This is a genomic window from Allobosea sp. 10L417, from assembly GCF_056395485.1.
Genome location: NZ_JBFTJP010000001.1, coordinates 583,065 through 604,967, shown reverse-complemented (window position 1 = coordinate 604,967; position 21,903 = coordinate 583,065). Strand labels below are relative to the sequence as shown.

16 protein-coding genes are annotated in these 21,903 nt (G+C 65.5%); 6 read left to right on the top strand and 10 right to left on the bottom strand.

Going from position 1 to position 21,903, the window contains the following annotated elements; translation table 11 throughout:
• Positions 1 to 30 precede the first annotated feature (30 nt).
• Positions 31 to 963: a LysR family transcriptional regulator gene (locus tag AC1DE3_RS03080; protein WP_476852067.1), complete on the top strand. Its 933-nt coding sequence runs from the start codon at positions 31 to 33 to the stop codon at positions 961 to 963.
• A gap of 105 nt (positions 964 to 1,068) precedes the next feature.
• Here the strand turns inward: AC1DE3_RS03080 and AC1DE3_RS03075 are convergent, their stop codons facing one another.
• From AC1DE3_RS03075 to carA, 4 genes are all read right to left on the bottom strand, one after another.
• Positions 1,069 to 1,494, bottom strand: a complete 426-nt coding sequence (locus AC1DE3_RS03075) for a group III truncated hemoglobin (RefSeq protein WP_476778965.1) — start codon at positions 1,492 to 1,494, stop codon at positions 1,069 to 1,071.
• A 50-nt stretch (positions 1,495 to 1,544) separates the two neighbouring features.
• A complete protein-coding gene (locus AC1DE3_RS03070; protein ID WP_476778966.1) occupies positions 1,545 to 2,363 on the bottom strand; it encodes a prephenate dehydrogenase/arogenate dehydrogenase family protein in 819 nt (272 codons plus the stop codon).
• A gap of 171 nt (positions 2,364 to 2,534) precedes the next feature.
• Complete coding sequence (locus tag AC1DE3_RS03065; protein WP_476852066.1) at positions 2,535 to 2,864, bottom strand: NIPSNAP family protein; 330 nt, start codon at positions 2,862 to 2,864, stop codon at positions 2,535 to 2,537.
• Positions 2,865 to 2,891: 27 nt separating this feature from the next.
• Positions 2,892 to 4,100 (bottom strand): glutamine-hydrolyzing carbamoyl-phosphate synthase small subunit, encoded by a 1,209-nt coding sequence (gene carA, locus AC1DE3_RS03060; RefSeq protein WP_476778968.1) that lies wholly within the window; start codon positions 4,098 to 4,100, stop codon positions 2,892 to 2,894.
• A gap of 155 nt (positions 4,101 to 4,255) precedes the next feature.
• On the opposite strand from carA, the gene AC1DE3_RS03055 reads away from it, so the two are divergent.
• From AC1DE3_RS03055 to AC1DE3_RS03035, 5 genes are all read left to right on the top strand, one after another.
• Complete coding sequence (locus tag AC1DE3_RS03055; protein ID WP_476778969.1) at positions 4,256 to 4,717, top strand: GatB/YqeY domain-containing protein; 462 nt, start codon at positions 4,256 to 4,258, stop codon at positions 4,715 to 4,717.
• Positions 4,718 to 4,936: 219 nt separating this feature from the next.
• Positions 4,937 to 6,826, top strand: coding sequence for a DNA primase (gene dnaG, locus AC1DE3_RS03050; protein WP_476778970.1), 1,890 nt, complete (start codon positions 4,937 to 4,939; stop codon positions 6,824 to 6,826).
• A 198-nt stretch (positions 6,827 to 7,024) separates the two neighbouring features.
• On the top strand, positions 7,025 to 9,037 hold the full coding sequence (gene rpoD / locus AC1DE3_RS03045) for an RNA polymerase sigma factor RpoD (protein WP_441512126.1): 2,013 nt from the start codon (positions 7,025 to 7,027) through the stop codon (positions 9,035 to 9,037).
• Positions 9,038 to 9,147: 110 nt separating this feature from the next.
• The gene (locus AC1DE3_RS03040) at positions 9,148 to 10,845 is read left to right on the top strand and encodes a DUF6538 domain-containing protein (RefSeq protein WP_476852065.1); all 1,698 of its coding nucleotides are present in this window, start codon (positions 9,148 to 9,150) and stop codon (positions 10,843 to 10,845) included.
• Positions 10,846 to 10,849: 4 nt separating this feature from the next.
• A complete protein-coding gene (locus tag AC1DE3_RS03035) occupies positions 10,850 to 11,062 on the top strand; it encodes a hypothetical protein (RefSeq protein WP_476778973.1) in 213 nt (70 codons plus the stop codon).
• Positions 11,063 to 11,384: 322 nt separating this feature from the next.
• Here AC1DE3_RS03035 and AC1DE3_RS03030 read toward each other — a convergent pair whose 3' ends face one another.
• The 6 genes from AC1DE3_RS03030 to AC1DE3_RS03005 form a co-directional block, all read right to left on the bottom strand.
• Complete coding sequence (locus AC1DE3_RS03030; RefSeq protein ID WP_476852064.1) at positions 11,385 to 11,558, bottom strand: hypothetical protein; 174 nt, start codon at positions 11,556 to 11,558, stop codon at positions 11,385 to 11,387.
• Positions 11,555 to 12,577, bottom strand: a complete 1,023-nt coding sequence (locus tag AC1DE3_RS03025; RefSeq protein ID WP_476852063.1) for a tyrosine-type recombinase/integrase — start codon at positions 12,575 to 12,577, stop codon at positions 11,555 to 11,557. The genes AC1DE3_RS03030 and AC1DE3_RS03025 overlap by 4 nt, the downstream gene beginning before the upstream one ends.
• 350 nt (positions 12,578 to 12,927) lie before the next feature.
• Complete coding sequence (locus tag AC1DE3_RS03020) at positions 12,928 to 13,563, bottom strand: hypothetical protein (RefSeq protein WP_476852062.1); 636 nt, start codon at positions 13,561 to 13,563, stop codon at positions 12,928 to 12,930.
• Positions 13,564 to 13,930: 367 nt separating this feature from the next.
• Positions 13,931 to 14,632: a recombinase family protein gene (locus AC1DE3_RS03015; protein WP_476852061.1), complete on the bottom strand. Its 702-nt coding sequence runs from the start codon at positions 14,630 to 14,632 to the stop codon at positions 13,931 to 13,933.
• A gap of 725 nt (positions 14,633 to 15,357) precedes the next feature.
• Positions 15,358 to 18,990 carry a hypothetical protein gene (locus AC1DE3_RS03010; RefSeq protein ID WP_476852060.1) on the bottom strand — a complete coding sequence of 1,211 codons (3,633 nt, stop codon included), beginning with the start codon at positions 18,988 to 18,990 and terminating at the stop codon, positions 15,358 to 15,360.
• A 112-nt stretch (positions 18,991 to 19,102) separates the two neighbouring features.
• Positions 19,103 to 21,871, bottom strand: a complete 2,769-nt coding sequence (locus tag AC1DE3_RS03005; RefSeq protein WP_476852059.1) for a DNA-directed RNA polymerase — start codon at positions 21,869 to 21,871, stop codon at positions 19,103 to 19,105.
• Between the last annotated feature and the right edge of the window lie 32 nt (positions 21,872 to 21,903).

The window sequence follows — 21,903 nt, the reverse complement described above, 5'->3', positions numbered from 1 at the left end:
AAACGATCAATTCGCGCATGAGCTGTGAGGATGGATCACAGCTCAAACCTGCCGCCGCTCGATACCCTCCGTGCCTTTGAGGCCGCGGCGCGCACCGGCAGCTTCTCGGCCGCCGCCGAGGCCCTGAACCTGACGCATGGCGCTGTCAGCCGGCAGATCGCGAAGCTCGAGCATTGGCTGGGCCTGCGCGTCTTCCTGCGGCAGGCGCGCGGGGTTTCGCTGACGCCGGAGGGCCAGCGCCTGCTCCAGCGGACGCAGGAGGCCTTCGCGTTGATTGCCGATACGTCGGAACGCTGGCGCGAGGCGCGAGGTGCTTCGGTGGTGCGGGTCAGCGCGCCGCCCTCGGTCTGTGCACTCTGGCTGATGCCGAGGCTGGCTGTGCTGGAGGCGGGGACGCCCTCATTGCGGATCGTGCTGCAGGTCGAGCATCGCAAGGTGGATTTCGAGGAGGGGGGCGTCGATCTCGGCATTCGTTGCGGGCGCGGCGGCGCGCCGGACCGGCTCTCACTGAAGCTGTTCGAGGAATGGTGCTTCCCGATCGCCTCGCCGAAGATCGCCGCCGCAATCGGGGAGGGGGCGCCGGAGCGCCTGCTGGCGCAGCCGCTGATCCATGATTCCGACGCCGCCGGCTGGAAGGCCTGGTTCGCGGCGCAGGGGCTGGACTACCGTCCGCGCCCGCAGGATCGGCGCTTCGAGGACTACAATCTGGTCCTCGATGCCGCCGCGCATGGCCTCGGCATCGCGCTGGCGCGGCCGCCTTTGGCGCGCGAGCAACTGGCGGTGGGACGGATCGTCAGGGTCGATGCGCGCGAGGCACTGAACCCGGTTTCCTATTGGCTCGACCGGCCGCTGGGAGCGCTTCGCCCATCGGCTGCGGCGCTGGCTGAGCGGATCGCGCGCGAGGCAGGTGCCGCGCCAGCCGAGAGCGAGGCGTTCCTGAATCGCGAGGCGCGGGCGGCCTGAGCCGTATCTGCGTCATGCTCGACCCGAACATGTCGTGACTAGCAGGTGCCGAAATCCCTTTCGGCCTGAGATTCTCGGGACAAGCCCGAGAATGACGGACTGCATTCAGCGCAAGCTATGACGCGGAGCCGCGAATTCGCCCCGCTGGCTGGCGCGCGCCATCTCGAAGCTGTCGGCGATGCGCCGCGCCCGGACGATGAAGGCCTGCGCGATCTCGGGCGGACAGACCTCGTGCGCGGTGATCTCGAACAGGTCGAGCCAGCGGTCGAAATGCTCGCCTTTCAGCGGCAGGATCAGGTGCGGGCGCATCGGGCGGCCGTTGTAGCGGCCGCTGCGCAGCATCACGCCGCTCCAGAAATCAGTGATCTTGGCGATATGCTCGTCCCAGTCCTCGACGGCCGCTGCGAAGACGGGGCCGATCAGCTTGTCCTGTCGCGCCCTCGCATAGAAGGTGCGGACGAGCTCCGCGATCATCGGCTCGCGCAGGTCGGGATGGGCAGCGCCCGGGTGGGTCAGGGGATTGTCGGTCATCGCAGGAACGTTCGTGTTTCCGGTATTCTCGTAGGGAAGGATCGCAAAGGCTAGGCCTGCGCGACCTCTGCGACCTTGTGAGGCAGGTCGGCGGCCGGCTGTGCTGCTTCGGCATGGCCATCCTCCAGGAACAGCCGCATCTCCTCGGCGAGCGCGAAGAAGCGGTCCCGCACCGCCTTGGCATGTGGGTTTGCGCGCTCGATCGCCATGAAGACGTTGGGTGCGTCGTAGCGGACCATCTCGGTCGCCTGCATCAGGAGGTCGAAGCTCGCCGTCGTCATCGTCCGGGGCAGCGGTTCCATGCGGACCAGGATCTTGGCGATCAGATGGGTGAGGCCCTGCACCATCGCAACCTCGCGATCATGGGCATCGGCGGTCGTCATGATGACTTTGAGCTTGAGGACGCGGCGCAGGAAGGCGGCGATGCGCGGCGCGCTGCCGCCCCTGATAGGACAGAGCGCGATCCTGAGCCCGGCGAGCCCATTGCGGGCGCTCTGCGGGCCGAAAAGCGGATGCGTCCCGATGATCTCGACATCATCGGGCAGCGCCGCCTGCATGGCGCTGGCCGGGCCGATCTTGACCGAGCCGACATCGAGCACGACGGCGCCGGCCTTGAGATGGGGGCGCAGCACCGAGAGCGCTTCTGGGATCGCCGGGACTGGCACGGCCAGGATCACGAGGTCGCAAGCGGCTACCTCAGCGGGGCTGGCCGGCAGGAGCCCCTTGCCTGATAGGTCCGGTTCGGGCGGTTGCGCGGGGTCGCATACACATAGCGCGAAATGCGGCTGGAGATCGCGGGCCATCAGCCGGCCGAAGGCGCCGAAGCCCATGATGCCGATGGTGGAGATGGTTCTGATTTTGGAAGACATCGCTCTGGTCCGGTGGGAGCCGCGATGCCGGGTGATCTGCCTGAATTCAACCGCCAGCGCGGCGGTTGAACATGGGAATGCCACCGCCTCTATGAGGACGGGGCGTAATAGCCGTGAAGGAAGGCGAGCAGGCTGATCATGAGCCGCTTAAAGCGCGGGGCGGCGGCGCTGTCAATCGAGCGCAGGCGAATAGGCGGTCGGCGTCAGCGTGCGGTCCTCGATCGCGCCGACCATGTCGCCATGCTCGATCTTGGTGGTGCGCTTGATCTCGCTCCATTCCGGATCGGCCATGAAGCTCGCCCAGGCCTTCGCCTTCGTCTCTGCGTCCGGCCAGGCGAGGATATAGGCGAACTCGGTGCGCCCGGCGCTCGCCGTCTCCCACATCGCCACGATCCTGAAGCCGTGGCGCGCCATGATGCGAGCGGCATGGTCGCGGAAGCGGGCATGGAAAGCCGCCTTGTTGCGCTCGAAGATCTCGTAGATGCGCAACTGGTGGATCATGCCTGCCTCCTCTCGTCGTGGCTGCCGTCAGGCCGCCTTCTTGCCCTTTTCCGCCACCATCAATTCCACGAAACGGTTGAAGAGATAGTGGCTGTCCTGGGGGCCCGGCGAGGCCTCCGGGTGGTGCTGGACGCTGAAGGCCGGGCGGTCGGTCAGCGCGATGCCGCTGTTCGAGCCGTCGAAGAGAGAAACATGGGTCTCGACCGCATTGGCCGGCAGGCTCGCCGGATCGACGGCGAAGCCATGGTTCATCGAGACGATCTCGACCTTGCCGGTGGTCTTGTCCTGCACCGGGTGGTTGGCGCCGTGATGGCCCTGCTTCATCTTCATCGTCTGGCCGCCGATGGCGAGCGCCATCATCTGGTGGCCGAGGCAGATGCCGAAGGTCGGGATCTTCCGGTCGAGCAGCTGCCTGATCACCGGCACGGCGTATTCGCCGGTCGCAGCCGGGTCGCCAGGGCCGTTCGAGAGGAAGATGCCATCGGGATTCAGCGCCAGGATGTCCTCGGCCGTCGCGGTCGAGGGCACCACGGTGACGTCGCAGCCAGCCTTCGCGAGCAGGCGCAGGATGTTGCGCTTCACGCCGTAGTCGATGGCGACGACCTTGAAGTCGCTGGTTTCGCGCTTGCCATAGCCGGCCGGCCAGACCCAGGGCGTCTCGTCCCAGTCATAGCGCTGGGCGGCGGTGACGAGCGGGACGAGGTCGAGGCCGGCCATGGAGGGCAGCTCCGCCGCCTGCTTCTTCAGCCGGTCGATGTCGAAGACGCCATCCGGGCTGTGGGCGAGGATGGCGTTGGGCATGCCGTTGTCGCGGATCAGCGCGGTGAGGGCGCGGGTGTCGATACCGCAGATGCCGACGATGTTGCGGGCCTTGAGCCAGGCGTCGAAATGGCGGTTAGCGCGCCAGCTCGATGGTTCGGTGATGGCTGCGTGCAGCACGCAGCCGCGCACACCGGAAGAGGCGGCGGCGTTCACCGTCTCGGTATCCTCCTCGTTCACGCCGACATTGCCGACATGCGGGAAGGTGAAGGTGATGATCTGTCCGGCATAGGACGGGTCGGTCAGGATTTCCTGATAGCCGGTCATCGCCGTGTTGAAGCAGACCTCGCCCGGCGCCTCGCCCACGGCGCCGAGGCCGAAGCCTTCCAGCACCGTGCCGTCGGCGAGCACGAGGAGCGCGGTCGTGCGCGGTTCGATCCAGCCGCTATCGGCGGGGTTTCCTTCGGAGGCGGTCATGTCTATGTCTCGGTCCAGGCCGCGCCAGCGGCAGAATGCGGAGGCGGGGCTGCAGAAATCCGCTCCGCCGATCTGGAACGCGAGCCATAAAGAGCCGGGCGCTGCCCGTCAATCAAGGCGGGCGCAGGCCGCACAAGAGAAAAAGGAACAACGAGATGACGAGCTTGCGCGAGCGCTTCACCGGCGACCTCAAGGAAGCGATGAAGGCCGGCGAGAAGGGCAGGGTCGGCGCGATCCGTCTGATCCAGGCGGCGCTGAAGGAAAAGGACATCGAGGCGCGCGGCGCCGGCAAGGGCGAGGCCACGGCCGACGAAATCCTCGGCGTCCTCCAGAAGATGATCAAGCAGCGCCAGGAATCGATCGCGATCTACGACGCCAACAACCGCCCCGAGCTGGCCGATGGCGAGCGCGCCGAGGTCGCCGTGATCACCTCCTATCTGCCCAAGCAGATGTCGGACGAGGAGGTGAAGGCCGCGATCGACAAGGCCATCGCCGAGACCTCCGCGACCGCCGTCAAGGACATGGGCAAGGTCATCGCCGCCTTGCGCGCGGCCTATGCCGGCCAGATGGATTTCGGCAAGGTCAGCCCGATGGTGAAGGCTGCGCTCGGCGGCTGAGCCGGCGCGGCCGAAAAGCTCAGGCCGTCATGCTCGGGCTTGACCCGAGCATCTCGGAAACTAGCGCCCTCTGGTGATGAGATTCTCGGGTCGAAGCTGTGCTTCGCCCGAGAATGACGAGCCTGCTTGGACGCCCCCCCTTGTGGATATTCCCGACAAGCTCGGTCGAAGCCATGTTCGAGGTTGGCTTTCCGCCACGCAGAGGCCACATCAGGAACCATGAAATTCCCGCCCTCCGTCCTTGAGGAGATCAAGGCGCGGCTGCCGGTTTCGGCGGTCGTGGGCAAACGCGTGCGCCTCCAGAAGGCCGGGCGCGAATGGAAGGGGCTTTCCCCCTTCAATGCCGAGAAGACGCCATCCTTCTTCGTCAACGACCAGAAGGCGTCGTTCTTCGATTTCTCCTCCGGCAAGAACGGCGACATCTTCAAGTTCGTGATGGAGACCGAGGGGCTCTCCTTCCCGGAAGCCGTCGAGAAGCTCGCCGCGGAAGCCGGCGTCATCCTGCCAAAGATCACGCACGAGGCGCAGGTCCAGGAAGAGAAGCGCAAGGGGCTGCACGAGGTCGTGGAGCTCGCGGCGCAGTTCTTCGAGGCCGAGCTCATGGGCGATCGCGGCGGCTCGGCTCGGCGCTATCTCGCGACGCGCGGCCTCGACGGCGAGGCGCGTACGCGCTTTCGCCTCGGCTACGGCCCGGTCGACCGCTTCGCACTGCGGGACCATCTTGCCGGCAAGGGCGTGCCGGCCGAGCTGATGATGGAGGCGGGGCTGCTCGTGCATGGCGAGGAGATCGCCGTGCCCTATGACCGCTTCCGCGACCGTGTGATGTTTCCGATCCACGATGTGCGCGGGCGCGTCGTCGCCTTCGGCGGCCGGGCGATGAGTTCGGAGGTTGCGGCGAAATATCTGAACTCGCCGGAGACGCCGCTCTTCCACAAGGGCCATCTCCTGTTCAACCACCACAATGCCCGCAAGGCCGCCCACGACACCGGGCAGGTGATCGTGGTCGAGGGCTATGTCGACGTCATCGCCATGTCGCTTTCGGGGTTCCCGCAGACGGTGGCGCCGCTCGGCACGGCGCTGACCGAGGACCAACTCGGGTTGCTCTGGCGCATGGCCGACGAGCCGGTGATCTGCCTCGACGGTGACAAGGCCGGGCGCAAGGCGGCGAGCCGCGCCATCGATCTGGCGTTGCCGATGCTCGAACCGGGCAAGTCGCTCTCCTTCGCGCTGCTGCCGGACGGGCAGGACCCCGATGATCTCGCCCGCTCGGGCGGGCGGCAGGCGATTGCGGAGGTGGTTGCGGCGGCGCGTCCGCTGGTCGACATGCTCTGGCAACGCGAGGTCGAGGCCGGGCCGCTCGACACGCCGGAGCGCCGAGCCGCATTCGAGCGCCGGCTGAAGGAGCCGCTGGGGCAGATTCGCGACGAGACCACGCGCAAGCATTATCGCCGCGAGATGGATGAGCGGCTGGCGCAGCTCTTCGCCAGCGCCGCCCCGGCCCGGCCGGAACGCGGCGGTGGGGCAAATTTTCAACGCGGTAAGGGCGCAGGGCGCGGCGGCTTCGGCCGGCAGGTGCCGCCTTGGCTTGCCGGTCCGCTCAAGGCCTCGAGCGCGGTGACCCAGTCGCGGATGATGGCGAAGCTGCGCGGCGAGGACCAGCGCGAGGCCTTCATCCTGCTCGCGCTGGCGAGCCATCCCGATCTCATCCTGCGCTGCGCCGACGAAATTGCCGAGCTGTCGCTCGACGGTCCGGCCGCCGAACGCTTCCGTCAGGCGCTGCTCGATGCGGTGGACGACAAGCTCGACCTGGAGATCCTGGCGAATCGGCTGGTACAGCCGCGTGTGCGGGAGGCCCGCAATCAACTCATGGCTGTCACCGGCCCCGCAGAGAGGCGCAAACTGGCACAAGATGCTGATCCTGAATCGGTTTTTGACTCGATTCATCAGGCCATCGTCTTGCATCATCGCGCGCGAACGCTAAATAGCGAGTTGAGAGCAGCCGAGCGCGCATTGGCTGACGACGCGACCGAAGCCAATTTCGCCTGGATCAAGGACGTGAAGGCCCGCCTCGAGACAATCGAAGGCACCGAGGCCATGTCCGGAGATTGATAGCCCAGCGAATGGTGGACGCAGGTTCGATGCGCGCGGGGCTGCGGGGTGGTTCACGATTCGTCAACGACGTCTGGTGCCATCTGCGAATGGATTTGGGTGGGTGAGCGCGCCGGGCCTGCGGTCGCGCCGCCCTTTTATGCGTCGGTACATGACAGCTTTTGTCATCGCCGGCGCGCGAATGCGGAGCGCTGATTGATGGCGACGAAAGCGAGCGAACGGGAAAAGACCGATCAGGTCGCGCCCGACGCCCCCCCGACTACCGACGGCCCGTTGCTCGATCTGACCGATCAGGCCGTAAGGCGCATGATCAAGCTCGCGAAGAAGCGCGGCTATGTCACCTATGACGAACTGAACGAAGTGCTGCCCTCGGAGGAGTTCTCTTCCGAGCAGATCGAGGACGTGCTCGGCCAGCTCAGCGAGCAGGGCATCAACGTCGTCGACAACGAGGATCCGGAAGCGGCCGGCGAGGAACGCGCCAACCGCAAGGATGCCGCCGGCAGCGACGACGACGAGGCCGAGGGCGGCGATCTGGTCGATGCCTCGCGCCCGGCGCTTCCGGCCGAAACCAAGCGCAATCTCGAGCCGACCGAGCGCACCGACGATCCGGTGCGCATGTATCTGCGCGAGATGGGCTCGGTGGAGCTTCTCTCCCGCGAGGGCGAGATCGCCATCGCCAAGCGCATCGAGGCCGGCCGCGAGGCGATGATCGCCGGGCTCTGCGAGAGCCCGCTGACCTTCCAGGCCATCATCATCTGGCGCGACGAGCTCGTCGACGGCAAGGTGCTGCTGCGCGACATCATCGATCTCGAAGCGACCTATGCCGGCCCGGACGGCAAGAACCCGGCCGTCTCCGGCGAGGAGGAGGGCGAGGAAGGCGAGCAGGCCGAGGCCGCCGAGGGCGAAGCTCCGCCCGAAATGGACGACGACGACATCGAGAACAACGTGTCGCTTTCGGCCATGGAAGCCGAGATCAAGCCGCGCGTGCTCGAGACGTTCAACGCCATCGCCGACGACTACAAGAAGCTGCGCCGCCTGCAGGACCAGGACATCGCCAACCGGCTGGAGAACACCAAGCTCTCGCCGTCGCAGGACCGCAAATACAAGAAGCTCAAGGACGACATCATCACCGCGGTGAAGTCGCTCTCGCTCAACAACAACCGCATCGAGGCGCTGGTCGAGCAGCTCTACGACATCAACAAGCGCCTGATCGGCCATGAGACGCGCCTGCTGCGCCTCGCCGAGAGCTATGGCGTCGGCCGCGAGGACTTCCTCAAGCAGCATGTCGGCGGCGAGCTCGACCCGAAATGGGTGCTGCGCGTTTCCAAGCTGGGCTCGCGCGGCTGGAAGGAATTCGTCGGGTCGGAGTTGGAGCGGATCAAGCAACTGCGCGAGGAGGTGCACACGCTCGCCTCCGAGACCGGCCTGGAAATCCAGGAATTCCGCAAGATCGTGCTGATGGTCCAGAAGGGCGAGCGCGAGGCCCGGCAGGCGAAGAAGGAGATGATCGAGGCGAATCTGCGTCTCGTGATCTCGATCGCCAAAAAGTACACGAACCGCGGCCTGCAGTTCCTCGACCTGATCCAGGAAGGCAATATCGGCCTGATGAAGGCGGTCGACAAGTTCGAGTACCGTCGCGGCTACAAGTTCTCGACCTATGCGACGTGGTGGATCCGGCAGGCGATCACCCGCTCGATCGCCGACCAGGCCCGCACGATCCGCATCCCCGTCCACATGATCGAGACGATCAACAAGATCGTGCGGACCTCGCGCCAGATGCTGCACGAGATCGGCCGCGAGCCGACGCCGGAGGAGCTGGCCGAGAAGCTGGCCATGCCGCTGGAAAAGGTGCGCAAGGTCCTGAAGATCGCCAAGGAGCCGATTTCCCTGGAGACGCCGATCGGCGACGAGGAGGATTCGCATCTCGGCGACTTCATCGAGGACAAGAACGCGATCCTGCCGATCGACGCGGCGATCCAGAGCAATCTGCGCGAGACGACGACGCGCGTGCTCGCCTCGCTCACCCCGCGCGAGGAGCGCGTGCTGCGCATGCGCTTCGGCATCGGCATGAACACCGACCACACGCTGGAAGAGGTCGGCCAGCAGTTCAGCGTCACCCGCGAGCGCATCCGCCAGATCGAGGCGAAGGCGCTCCGGAAGCTGAAGCATCCGAGCCGGAGCCGGAAGCTCCGGAGCTTCCTTGATAACTAAAAGCGTCGGGAGCCTAGCGCTTTCAACGACTTGAGCTATATCAAGCACTTGCGCCCGTCGAACCGTGTAACGGAGGCGGGTAACCAATGCTGTATAGGCTTGTTCGTTCGGTGAAGCGTTCCGACTCTTCCCTCGTGCAGTTCGTCAAGCGCATCCCTGACGATGTGCTGCCGAGAGCCGCCAACTTGAAGCTCTCCATCCCTCTGGGCGATGGGGAGTTTCATCACATCACCATCTCGCCAAAAGCACAGGCCATCCGGTTCTCCCTGAGGACCCGAGACCCCAACGTGGCCAAGAGCCGGCAGGCCCATGCGCTGGCCCACCTTGAGGATGTCTGGCGGGGCCTTCGTGCCACCAAGCCTATCAGCCTCACCAACAAGCAGGCGCATGCGCTGGCTAGCGAGCTTTACCGGGCTTGGGCATCGGAGTGGCCAAACACCGGGACCATGGGCATCACCCTCAAGCCGGGTCGGAGAGGTAGAGAGCTTGGCCGGGACGACTGGGTGCTTGAGCATGGAGCCTCCCCCGTAGAGGAGGCGGGGGGCGCCCTTTCCCAAGTAATTAAGCTCAACGCACTGCTCGACACCCAAGAGCCCGAGCCAGCCCAGATGGAGCCCGTGGTCGGCCCAATCGTGGACCGCCTTTTGCTGGCTCGCGGCATCGCAGCGGTGGACCACCCCTCACGGCTCCTACTCCTAGCCGCCTTCGTGCAGGCCTTGCGCGATGCCTTAGAGAACCGCGCTCGGAACGCAGAGGGCGACTATTCGCCGGACCCGAAGTCGCAGCGCTTCCCGGAATGGGTGCCGCCTCAGGAAAAGCCTCAGGCAGTGCCAGCCCCGGCGCCTGCCGCCACGGTCTCGCTCAAGGGTCTCGTGGAGGATTGGTGGAAAGAGGCCGAGAAGACCGGGACCAAGCGCGTCACCTACGTGAACTACCGCAACGTGTTGCTCAAGTTCGCGGGCTTCTTGGAGCACGATGACGCCGCGAAGGTGGGGCCGGATGACGTGCTCCGGTACAAAGACCACCGCCTCGCCAGCGTCTACCCGAAGACGGGCAAGCCGATCTCGCCCAAGACCGTCAAGGATACCGACTTCGCGGCGCTCAAGACGGTGCTGGGGTGGGCCAAGGCCAACAGGAAGCTGCCGATCAATGCGGCGGAGGGTCTAACCCTCAAGGTGAGCAAGAAAGTCCAGCTTCGCGGGAAGAGCCAGCGGGACGATGAGACGGCGGCGTTGCTCGCTGCGGCATTGACCTACGAAAGCACTACCAAGGCGCGGCATACGGTCGCGGCCTCGCGGTGGGTGCCGTGGCTCTGTGCCTATACCGGCGCCCGCATTGGCGAGATGGCGCAGCTTCGCAAGCAGGACCTCCGCAGAGAAGGGGAGAACTGGGTCATCCGCATCACCCCCGAGGCCGGCACGGTGAAGACCAACGAGGCGAGGGACGTGGTGGTGCATGAGCACCTCGTGGAAGTCGGCTTCGTGGCCTTCGTAGACGCCTCGCCTCCAGGGCATCTCTTCCTCACGCCCGGCCGCGATGGCGATGTCACCATGAAAATCACCGGGCTCCGCAACCGGCTGGCGCAGTTTGCTCGCAAGCACGTCAAGGACCTCAACGTGGCGCCCTACCATGGGATGCGGCATCGCTTTAAGGAGGTTGGGCTTGAGGCCGGCATTGAGGGCCGGGTGCTCGATGCGATCCAAGGGCACGCACCGCAGCGGGTGGGAGACCAATACGGCAGCAGGGCCACCGTCAAGATACAGGCGGCGGCCATGGCGAAGTTCCCCCGCGTAAAGCTGGAGGACTGACCCGATGGAAAGCCTTTTGAATTTCCTCGCGGCGCTGGTCGTCATGCCATTGCTCGGAGGGGCGGCGGTATGTGTTCTTGGGGCTGCCTCCCAGGTCGCCTTGGCTTCCACCACCCCGGTCTGGCAAAAGTACCTGTGGTTCCTAGGGGCCGGCTACGTGCTGCTCAACCTGCACGACTTCATCCAGATGTTGGGCAGCGGGTCGGGGCTGGAGTGAGACGGTTGACCGGCGCGGGCCGCTCACCCGCCCCACATACGGGGCGTGCCTGATGCCAGTTTTTCGACATAACCATCTGCCTCGAGACTCGAAGCTGACGTTGTCAGAGGCATGTGCGGTGCACGGTTGACCACCTTGCGCCAGCCTCATGCTCGGCATCGAGTTTCGAGCGGAGGGCTGGCTTATGGGCCGCACAATTGGATTGTTGGACCTGTTGACCACTACGCCACACATCAACTCGCCGTGGGCCTTCGCTGGGCTGGCGTTGGTGGTGGGCGTATGGGGCTTTGATCGGTGGAGGAGGTCGCGGCGATGAGGCCGCTTAAAAAATGATCTCCCGCTCCCGCTTGGCGGGCTTCTCCGTGGCCTGCCCGATGATGACCCGGATTGTGCCGTCCTTGGCTATCTCGATGGTGCCCGACGCTCCGCACTGCAAGACGGCGCGGACGGCTCTGGCGATATCCGCCTGGGTGGCACGGGCTGGGGTGCGGCTCATGGGGTCTCCATCCTGAGAAGCTTCATGGCGGCCTGCTTGGCGAGCTTCATGCGGTTGGCTTGGCGCGTGTATTTGGACGCCATCCGCCCGCCTCTCCACCCGAAGATGGCCTCAAGTTCGCTCTCCGTGGCGCCGTTCTCTGCGGCCCTCGTGGCACCGGCCTTGCGCAGCCCGTGGGCCGTTCCCGGAACGCCCGCATCATCGCAGACCCCACCGAACCAGTTCCCGAAGCCCTCCTTCGAGAAAGGCTTGCCACTGCCGCCCGTGATGAAGGTGGCTGCTTCCGACTTGGTGGCTTCGAGGGATGCTGCGAGGGGCGGCAAGATCGGGATGACGACCACCTCTCCGGTCTTCTCGGTCTTGATGGTGATGACGCCGTTGCGGACGTGCTGGCGGCCTAGTCTGGCGGCGTCACCCCGGCGCAGTCCCGTGTAGAGCAGCACATCGTAGGCCAGCCTCTCGCGGGTGCCCACCGCATGCTTCTCCTCGAAGGCAGCGCACTCCTCGGGGGTCCAGGTGTGGTGGCCTTCCGTCTTCGGACTGGGGGACTTCACCCCAAGAGTGGGGTCATCTGTGAGGTGCTCGGCCTCCACTGCCCATCGGAATAGTCCACGCATCGTGTCGACAAAGTGCCGGGCTTGGTAGGGCGTGGCCCTCCTCCGCTCCCGCCCTGCTATGATGTGCCTCCGGGTAATATCGGCGTAGGGCGCATCTGCCACCGTTTTCAGCACGCCCAGGAAGATGCAGCCTCGCTGTTTGCGAGTGGCGCTCGCAAGCCTCGCCCAGTCGCTGCTCTCCATGTAGCGCTTCACCAGCCACCGTAGAGACCCAGCCGCTGCCTTGCCTGCCACGGGCCTGGGCCTTCCGGCAATCGCGGCGTCGTAGGCCTCATTGAACTCAGCGGAGCCGTAGGCGCCCTCAATGCGAGTGCGCGGACCTTTGCCAAAGCGGACGTACCACAGGATTTTGCCGTGGCGGGTGGTCTCCTTGTGAAGATGCGGCTGGCGGGGTCTCGGCACGCGCTCCGGCTCTCCTACTCAAGGGCGAGGGGAGCAGGCCGATTAAGGTGAGTCGGCGTCGAGAGTCAAGAAATCAGACAGCTTAGGGATATGTCGGTGGAGTTGGTTATCTCATCAATTGATGTGTGGCCATATATAGGTCTCGGTGTGACTGGGTTGCTAAGTGTGTGCTCTGTGCGGGTTAGCATGGCGTCTACTGCGTATATGGTTGATGCGCAGGGTTCGTGCCGTAGTGTGTGTGCCTGTCATGGTATCTCACCTTGTGGTGTTCATGGTGTGCCCCGTGGCCTTCCCCAGGGACTGTAGGTGCACGGGTCGGCTTCCTCCATCGCCTGCCACAGAGGTTGGCCTCAGGCTGAGTCTCCGGCCTCCAGGGCGCCCCGGATCAGGTTGAGGTGGTCGGCCAGCGAGACCGGGATGCGGGCCTTGAGGTGGTCACACTGCCAATACCACTCGATGGCCTCGTAGAACTCCTTGCGCCCGACACCCGGTGGCCGTGAGCGCTTGCCTTCCTCCCACACTCGTTCCACCGACTGCTTCGATAGACCCCCGCGAGACAGGTGGTGGTAGTCGGGGCGGGGACCCTGGGCGGGGTGCTGCTTGGCCACCTCCAACGGCTGGGCGTCGGTGAGGATGCGCAGGACGTGGATGGCTTGGCCCTTGGGCTCCACCACGCGGAACCTCGGGTATGTCATCCCCTTGCCGGTGTCATTGCAGCTAAGACCCATCCCGAACGCGAGGGCCAGCGTGATGGCGCAGAAGTCCAAGGGGTCGAAGTAGCGGAGGTTGCGGCCGTGGAAGGAGACTGCGACCTGGAGCCGTGCCTCAATGGTGGGAAGCTCAACATGGGTGATCGGCCCGTGGAGCGGCTCGATGAGCAGCAGCATCGCGTCCGGCTCGGGGAGGGTCTCGGGGTCTAGGGCCTGCCGGATGTAGGTCGCGACGGCCTCATACCCGGCCGGGCTGAGGTACTTGGGTGGCTTCATGTTGGTGGTCCTGTGGGATTGCTTGCGGTGGTGGAGTGTCGGGGAGCGGCTCGATGGAGGTACGGCTCCGCCTCCCTGCGCTGCGGATGGCAACGAGGGGCTCCTTCAAGCGGGGGCTTAAAGGCGGGATGCGTGGAGGGGGGCCGAGAGGGCTTGGGCCGCTATCGGGCAGCGGCTAAAGGCAGTGGCGCCCAGTCACCTCCCAAGCTCGGGGGTGGAAGCGCGTTGGTCTGCCGGGCGGTCGTCCGACTTGAAGACCACCAATGTACTCGTCCTGGGGTATGGTCGTGGTGGCTTTGGCGGGCCGGGCAGCACTCAGCGCAATTGGAGGCAGCTGCCCGCCAGACCGCCCATGCCGCCGTGTTGCTCAGCCTTCGCTTTGTGCCGCAAGCCGCGCAAGTACCCGCGCGACCTGCACCGGAGCCCACTGGGCCTTACCGCGTGAGGTAGGAATGCCCCGGTTCGTTAGGGCCTCGGCAATGCCTGCCAGCGTGGTGATGCCGGCCTCGCGTAACTCCTCAATGGCCGGCGCGAGGTCTTGGTTGCGAGCGGCGGCGCGTGCTGTCTGGACGGCTCTGCCTGCCTCCTGTGCGGCCTGCGTCAGCTTAACGCCCCGATTGCCCCCGAGCTTCCTGCCTCGCTGCTTGGCGGCTGCCAGGGCGGCCGTAGTGCGTGTCGAGATGAGGCCGGCCTCAAGCTCCGCCACTGCCGCCATCTGTTGGAGGAGGAAGCGGCCTGTTGCCCCTTCGATCTTGGGGAGATCGCAGAAGCGAACGTCCACGCCGCTCTCCAGGATGCGTTCTAGAAAGCCCTTGGAGCGAGCTAGGCGGTCTACCTTGGCGACGATGAGCGGCACCCGATGGAGCCGGGCCTTGTGCAGGGCCTTGAGAAGCTCCGGCCGCTCCGCATTCCTGCCGCTTTCAACCTCCGTGAACTCGGCAAGGATGCGCCATGCGCCACCGTTTAGGTAGGTTTCGACGGCTGCACGCTGTGCCTCAAGCCCGAGACCGGAAGCTCCCTGCCGTGCGGTTGAGACCCGATAGTAAGCCACGAAGTCGCCCTCTGCCACGCTCGCCTCCCATTACATCTCTGTCTACGGTCGTTGACACGAATGTAAATGCGAGAGGAGTCGCGGTCAAGCAAGGTGGCGGAGTCGGGTGGGCGGTGGCGCATGCGACAGGCATCGCGGGCCGGTGGTCTCCAGGCGGCCCAGCCTTTTGCCGAAAGCGAGGAGGGGCACGGGGGGAAAGTCGTCAGCCCCCGCGTAGAGGAGGCCGCTTACATGGCGGACCCCTTGGGTAGTTCGGGACCTGGAGGGTTCTGCCTCAGGCCGGGCAGCGAGCCAACCTCATGCAAAGCCATAAGAGGTAGTCGAGGGCAATGCGGGCATGGTGGATGAGCATGTGGCCGTCCATGGGCTCCTCCTTGGTGCTGCGGGTAGCAGCTATGGGCGGGGTCCATGGGGTGATCGGCGTCGGGGTGGCTTGGTGGTCGTGCATGAGGGGGTGGGGTTCGCTATCCCTCCCTCTCCCCCACGGTGGTCCTCATGGTTGAAGCTTGCAGGTTGGATACTGCGAGCACAGACTAAAGCAGGAGGATGGTGATGGGAGGGATAGCGAACCATCCTTCTCCCGAAGCTGTACGGGCATTGTGTATCTTGCCTTAGGTCCTATAGGGACCAGCTGCATGGTATATACGGTGGGTTATTAATCACAATGCCGCCGCAATCTCTATCCTGCAATCTCAGTGACTTAAGTGATTGCGGCAGCATCTATACGGCGGCGATGGGTCTACTCAGTTGCTCGCTCCGAGCCCCAGCCCCTCAAGGAAGCTGCCGACGATACCCGGAGCCTTAGGCCCCTTGGCGTCCTCGCCGTTCTTGCTTGCCCAGGCAGCGGCCACACGGCGCTGTTCCTTGAGCATGGCTTCGCGCACATTGCTGTCACGGCCCTTGAGGTAGTCCAGGGCCTTGTGTCGGTAGTCCGCCATGACATCGGCAAGCATGGCCTGCTTCGTGCCCTTCACGCGGCTGTCACCATCTGGGGCCTTCTGGTAGCCCTCGGTGGCAATGATCTTCGCGGCGAGGTCCTTGAGGCTGGGTGCCTTGGGGTCGATCCTGCCGGCCAGCTTCTGGTACTCCTCGAAGGCGTTCTTGCCCTCGGTGGTCTGAACGTCCCGGAGGTCGATGCCCGAGACGTAGGGGCTCGGGGCCGCTAGACCCACATCGCCCTCAAGGATCATCCGCCGCATCTCGTCGTCAACGGCATCGGCAGGGGTGTTCTGCCAGAGGCCCTTGTTGACCCCTCGCGGCTCGCCCCACATGTCGTAGCGTGCGGGGACCTTCTCCGAGAGGCCGGGGATGGTGGCCATGATCTTGTCGACGAAGCCTCGCGCATCCCGCATGTAGGGGTCCTGGTTGGCCAGCCTCATGCCTGCCGCGCCGGGGACCATGTTGCCCGCCATGGTGCCGAGCCATGCGGTGGCCTTCTTCTCGTCCCCCTCCGCGATGACCTGGACCACCTGGTTGACCGACATGAGGTAGGTCTTATCGCTCATCTGCTTCACCAAGGAGAGCATCCCAGCCATCGCCCCGTCCCAGACCTTGCTGTAGAGCGGGTCGTCCTCATCGACCACGTTCATGGCGTCCACGAGGTCGGCCACCACCCCGAAGGGCATGGCCACCGGGTCAATGCGGTTGAAGGGGATATAGGTCTTGCCTCCGTCCGCGTTCGGGAAGACCCAGGAGTAGGAACGCCACCCGGCTGACTCCAAGGTCCGCTTCTGGGTGCGGTCGGTCGGCCCGCCCCCGGTGACGAAGCCGTTGGCAGCCATGAGGCCGGCCACCCCCATGAGGAGGGAGCCCATCGCCATCTGCCCTACGGCCTGGGCCTGCCGCTCCGGCCCAAAGTTGCCGCTCAGCATTGCCCGGTACTCAGACTGCACCAAGTTGAGCCCAGGGGTGAGCTTAATACCCTCACGGAAGACGTTGGTGGGGGTCTTAACGAAGGGCAGCACAAACCGCAGGATGGGGTGGTGGGCGACGAAGGCTTGAGTGGACTTCCCCATGGTTTCAGGGAGAAGGTCCTGTGAGAAGGTCGCGACCCGCGCTTCCTGCAACGCAACGCCGTCCACGCCCCGGCCCACCTCGTCAAAGGCCCCATCGAGCCTGTTCCGAATGAAGGCGTCAAGGTCGGCACCCTTGAGCCCGTTCTCCGTGCCCTCCACGAAGGCGGAGGCCTGGACCTTGGAGCGATAGACCAACTGCTTGGTGAGTTCGTCCACCGTGCCGAGGCCTCGGGTAGGGAAGCCGGCCGCCTTCACGCCGAAGGTCATGGCGTTGTAGAGGACGTTGGAGAGGCTATCCCAAGACTTGAAGGGGAGCGCCGCCACTTCCTGCCCCGTGGAAAGGCCTATGGTGGCCACCTCCGCGCTCCGAGGGGAGAGCACGCTGTCGGCCGTCCGCCACGCTCCAGCGGTCGCCTCAAGCCCATCAATCAAGGATGAGGCCATATACTGGTACTGCTTCACGGCCTCCATGCGGATGGCGCTGCCAGCCTTGCCGCCTACCGCGAAAGACCCCATGAAGCGCTGAGCCGGGCGGGCGGCGATCATGAAGGCGTTGGTGGCGAAGTTCACCGCGTGCGTCTTCGGGGACCACAGCAGGTTGTTCACGTAGAGGAACTGCGTCTTATCCATGAGCCGCTGCCAGATGCTCGGCGTGGCCAGACGCTTGAGGGAGCGGGGGTCGCCCCCGGTGGCCGCGAGGACCGACACGAGGGTGTCTTCGTCCAGCCCCTTGAGGCTGGCCAACTCCTCGGGCTTGAGGCGGAACTCCGCGCGGTTCTGGCGCAGGGCTCGGCCGGCATTGGCGCGGATGCTATTGGCAGCGCCCATCGTCGTGGCCATCACCTCCACCTGCTTGCGGAGAAGCTCGATGGCAGCGCCACGGTCCCCGCCGAACTCCCCGAGGTAGCCACCTCGAATGCGGGCCGCCATCGTGAAGGCATCCTGCATGGTGCTCTGGGAGACCATGTAGGCGGCCCGCATCATGGCGACGCTCTGCTGGGCACCTTCGCCGGCCACACGCATGGCCCCGAGCAGCGCCCCAGGGTCTTCACCCCAGAAGCTCGCAACCTCGCGGACCTGCTTCTCCACGGTGGCGTCCGAGAGCACCTTGCCGCCCTTGGCTGCATCGAGCTGGGGCTTGAGGGTCTCGGCCACACGGGCAATCACGGCGTCCACCGCAGTGCTCGGCTCGGCGCCCTTCGAGAGGGTCTGCCACGGGATGGAACCCCCCTTGCCGAACGTGTGGCCGGCCGCGATGGCGTTCTCCCATGAGCCGTGAGCCGCGAGGGCCTTGAAGTCCTTGTCGGCACCGCGAGCGATCTTCCCGAGGTCGGCATCCTCCACGGTGACCATGGGGCTGCCGGCATCGCGTCGGGGCGCTCCGGCCTGCGTGGGGCTGTCTACGACTTCGAGGTGGACCGCATCGTCCGGGGAGGCTTTCGGGGCGCCTGTGTCGGCTGCCTGTGCGGGGACTTCCGGCGCTGCCTTGGCCGGTCCTGCACTCTGCGTCTCCTCCAGCTTCCGGGTGGCAACCTCAAGCTCCCCTTCCGCCTTCCCCGCCGCCAGCGCATCGCCGGCCTTCCTCGCGCGGAGCACCTTGCCGGCCACCGCGAGCACGCCCACCATCGCCGCATCGAGCCCGATGCTTTCGAGGGAGTTCTTGAGGCGGCCCTCCCAAGCGGCATCGTTCGGGTTGGACTTGAGGTATCCCGTCACGATGTTGGGCGCGAAGCGGTCCACGAGGTCCGAGAAGCGCTCCTCATGGGGATCGAACGCGACGGCACCCGCGAGGGCACCATCCAGCACGCTCTTGCCCAGGGAGCCCACCCACTTGCCGGCGCCCAAGGCCTTGGTCACCTTGCCCGCCCCGAGGATGCCTACTGCAAACTGGGAGACCCCCATGGCGAGGGAGTTCCAGCCGGAGGCCTCTGCCAGCTTCTTGGCCTGCGCCTCGCCCTGCTTGCGGAAGGTGGACTTGTCGCTCTCCTCGGGCTCACCCGCGAAGAAGTCCTTGGTCTCCCAGATGGCCTTCGCCGCGCCCATGCCCACGGAGGTGATAAGCTGCCCGGCCGTGCTGTTCTCCAGCGCCGCCATGTCTTCGGGGGTGGGACTGTAGGGCTGCGGGGCGTAGCGCTGGGCCTCCTCCAGCATGCCGGACCAGAAGCCTCCACCGCCTGGGGGAGATGCGGCAGGGGCTTGGGACTGGGCCACTGGGGCGGCGGGAGCGGGGGAGAGGCCTGCGTCTACGCTGTCGGTGAGCTTGCGTAGTTCATCCGGGGTCATGCCGGAGGTGGGGGCCTGATCGGTGGCGCTCTGTGCATCCACCATGTCGGTGAGGACTCGTAGCTGTTCCGGGGTCATGGGCGGTGGGCTCCTTGTTGGGATGGGGCGTGGAGCAAAACGGGAAAGGCCCCCGCCACGGGGTTCCGCGACGAGGGCCTCAGGGTTGGCTTGGGGGGCTGGGTGCCGGGAGCTAGGCGAAGAAGTAGGGGCTTTCCATCACGCCCTCCAGGTCGAGCGTCCCCATGCCGAGCGGGGCCGGCATCTTGGCCAAGGCCTTCGCGTACGCCTCGGGGAAACCCATGGAGGCATCCTGAGCCAGATACACGCCCGCAAGGGTGCGTGCGCACGCATCCCGGAAGTTCTCCAGGTTATCGACCCTATGCACCTCCACGAAGGCCTCGCGGAGGAGGACGCCCATGGCCGTCATGTTGGCCGCGTGAGTGCCGTAAGCATCGTGCACCGCCGTGAAGTGGGAGATACCCGCAGCCTTGCACTTGTTGGCGCAGATGGTGAGGGCGGCAGCGTCGAGGGAGTGCACGAAGTTGGGCGCGATGCCCTGGATTTGCTCGTCAACACTGAGCTTGTCGGTGGTGACAGCAAGGTTGAGGCGGTAGTTTTCCCCGTTGAGCTTGGTGTCGATGCGCTTGGGCTCAACCTTCCCGTAGAACTGCCGAACGACGAAGCCCGAAGGTGTAACCCAGTGGATCGGCTGGTCCTCTACGCAGGTGGCTTTCGCGCACTCCTTGAGCCAGTTCATCACCTGGACGGCGCCCTTGACGTTCTCGCCCACGGTCTCCCACAGGAGGTTGGCCAGATAGGAGACACGGGCGAAGCGGAGCTGGGTGTACTCCACCTTGTAGCGCTCCGGGCCGTACTCCTTAAGCCACACAGCCACGTACTTGCGGAAGGCTTCGAGCGTTCCGCCGTAGGGCAGCACCATGACCTGCCGCTTGGTGGCAGACCTCGGGACCACGCCTCGGAACGTCTCGATCCACCACCGGGCGATAGACCCCTTGTCAGTCCGCTCTCCACCCTGGGCTTCGAGCTTGGCCTGGAGAGCTTCCGCCACGAAGCGGTAGATGTCGCGGGGCTCAGTGCCGGGCACGAGGTTGACATGCTTTCCTGCCACCTCGTCGCGGGTCATCGCCGCGAGGTGCTGGATGCCGTTGCAGGTGCCGTCAACCTGGATGGGCTGGAAGGAGCAGTAGCCGTAGCCCTCCCGCAGGAAGCCGGCCCAGTCGAGGATGGCCGCGAGGGCCTGGAAGGGCTTGTCGCAGTTCACCCAGCCGTGGCCTTCGCCCATACCGTCAGGGCCATCCTCGCGGTAGCCGATGGGGTCTGAGGCTATCTTCTGCCAGAGGTCGTTGTGCTTCTCGACCCAGGCAATGCGCTTGTCGAAGTCCCACTTGTCGTTGCCCCACATGGACGCCAACTGAACGGCAATCCATCCGGCGCCACCATTCTCCTCCGTGACGGGCAGGCCCTCGTTGAAGCGCAGGAGGCCCCGCGCGAGGTCGTTGCCCTGAGGCTGCATGCCGCTCGGGATGGGATACATGCGGCCCCGGAAGTCCAGCATATGGGGGAAGTAGAAGCAGGTCGTGGAGGCGAACTCGTCGGCCAGGGAGATGGTCTGCTCCAAGGCCCACATCTTGGTGGCCTGCTCGTGGCGTGCCCTGTAGACGGAGGCCTGGGCCTTGCGCCAAATCTTCCGAGCGTCCGCGTTCTCCGCGATGTCTTCGGGCTCGATGATGTCGGATATCTCCGCCGTGGAGACCATCCCGTTCACCTTGATGCCTCGGTCGTAGCAGACTTGCGCGACGTGGAAGACCCCCGTGTTCACTGCCCAGCCGGTCTCCTGCACGAAGGCCAGCGCCGAGTAGACCTCGGGCATGTCGAGCGCTTCGTACTCATCGGCCGCCCCTTCACGCTGCTCTGCCTGGGAGGCCTTGAAGCGGATGAGGCGGGGAGTGCGGGCGTAGGGCGTCCAGTAGCCGCCGCCCTTGGTGCTCTCCCAGCGCTTGGGGGGCATCAGGGTGGGCTTGAAGACGGGCTGGGAGATTTGCTCACGGTCGAGCGCCTCGGAGAGCCACTGGAGCATCTCGGGGCGGGGCAGGAGGGCGAGCGCCGGGCCTTTCTTCGAGCCGGGCTTCCACACGTAGTTGGGGTCGTTCTCCAGGGTGAACCAGTTGGTGCCGCAGCACAGAGCCTCTAGCAGGGTCGAGCCCACGCGGAAGTGCTGCTCCACGGACCACGCTGTCCAGTCCACGCCTTCCATGCCGCCTTCGGCAGCCACGGTGTTGAACATGATGGCGTTGACGATGCGGCGGTGCGTGGCGGAGGAGAACTCGCGGGTGAGCTTGTCTTGGAGGCTGCGCCAGGAGCCCTTGCGGAGGAGGTCCTCCGGGACTTCAAGGCCCTCGGCAGCCAGCTCCTTGGCCAACTTGCGGCGGGCCTTCTCGTCCAGCCTGTCGTGACGCTCCCAGGCACGCATGCGAAGCTCATGCTCCACGAAGCGGCCTATCTCGATGCACAGCGGCGTGATGTTGGTGGCGCGGGCCGTGATGCGGTTGAGGACGGTGCGGAGGGTTATGGTCGCGAGGAGGTCGGGGTCCACTCCCTGGATGAGCGGCAGAGCGGTGGGTTTCGGGCCACGGCCTTGGGAGTAGGCACGACGCCAAGCGCAAATAAACTCCGAGACCTTCGGCACCCAGTCAAGCAACAGGTGGCGAACGGGTTCTAGCCGGGCCATGTGGCCTTTGCGGCGAGCCTTATCGACCGTGGCGACGTATGCCTCCGCGCCTTCGTCCCTCATGCCCTTCTCAAGGTCGATCTGGTCGGGCCACATGGGGTGGTGCTGGGCAGTGGAAGGGTCGGCAGGATCAAAGGCCGGGGTGGCTGGGAGGGCGAAGGGGTCTTCCGGCACGATGGGCCGGCAGTCAAAAAGGGCGGTGGCGGTCATGGTATGTTTGCCTTGTGGGATTGAGGAAGGCA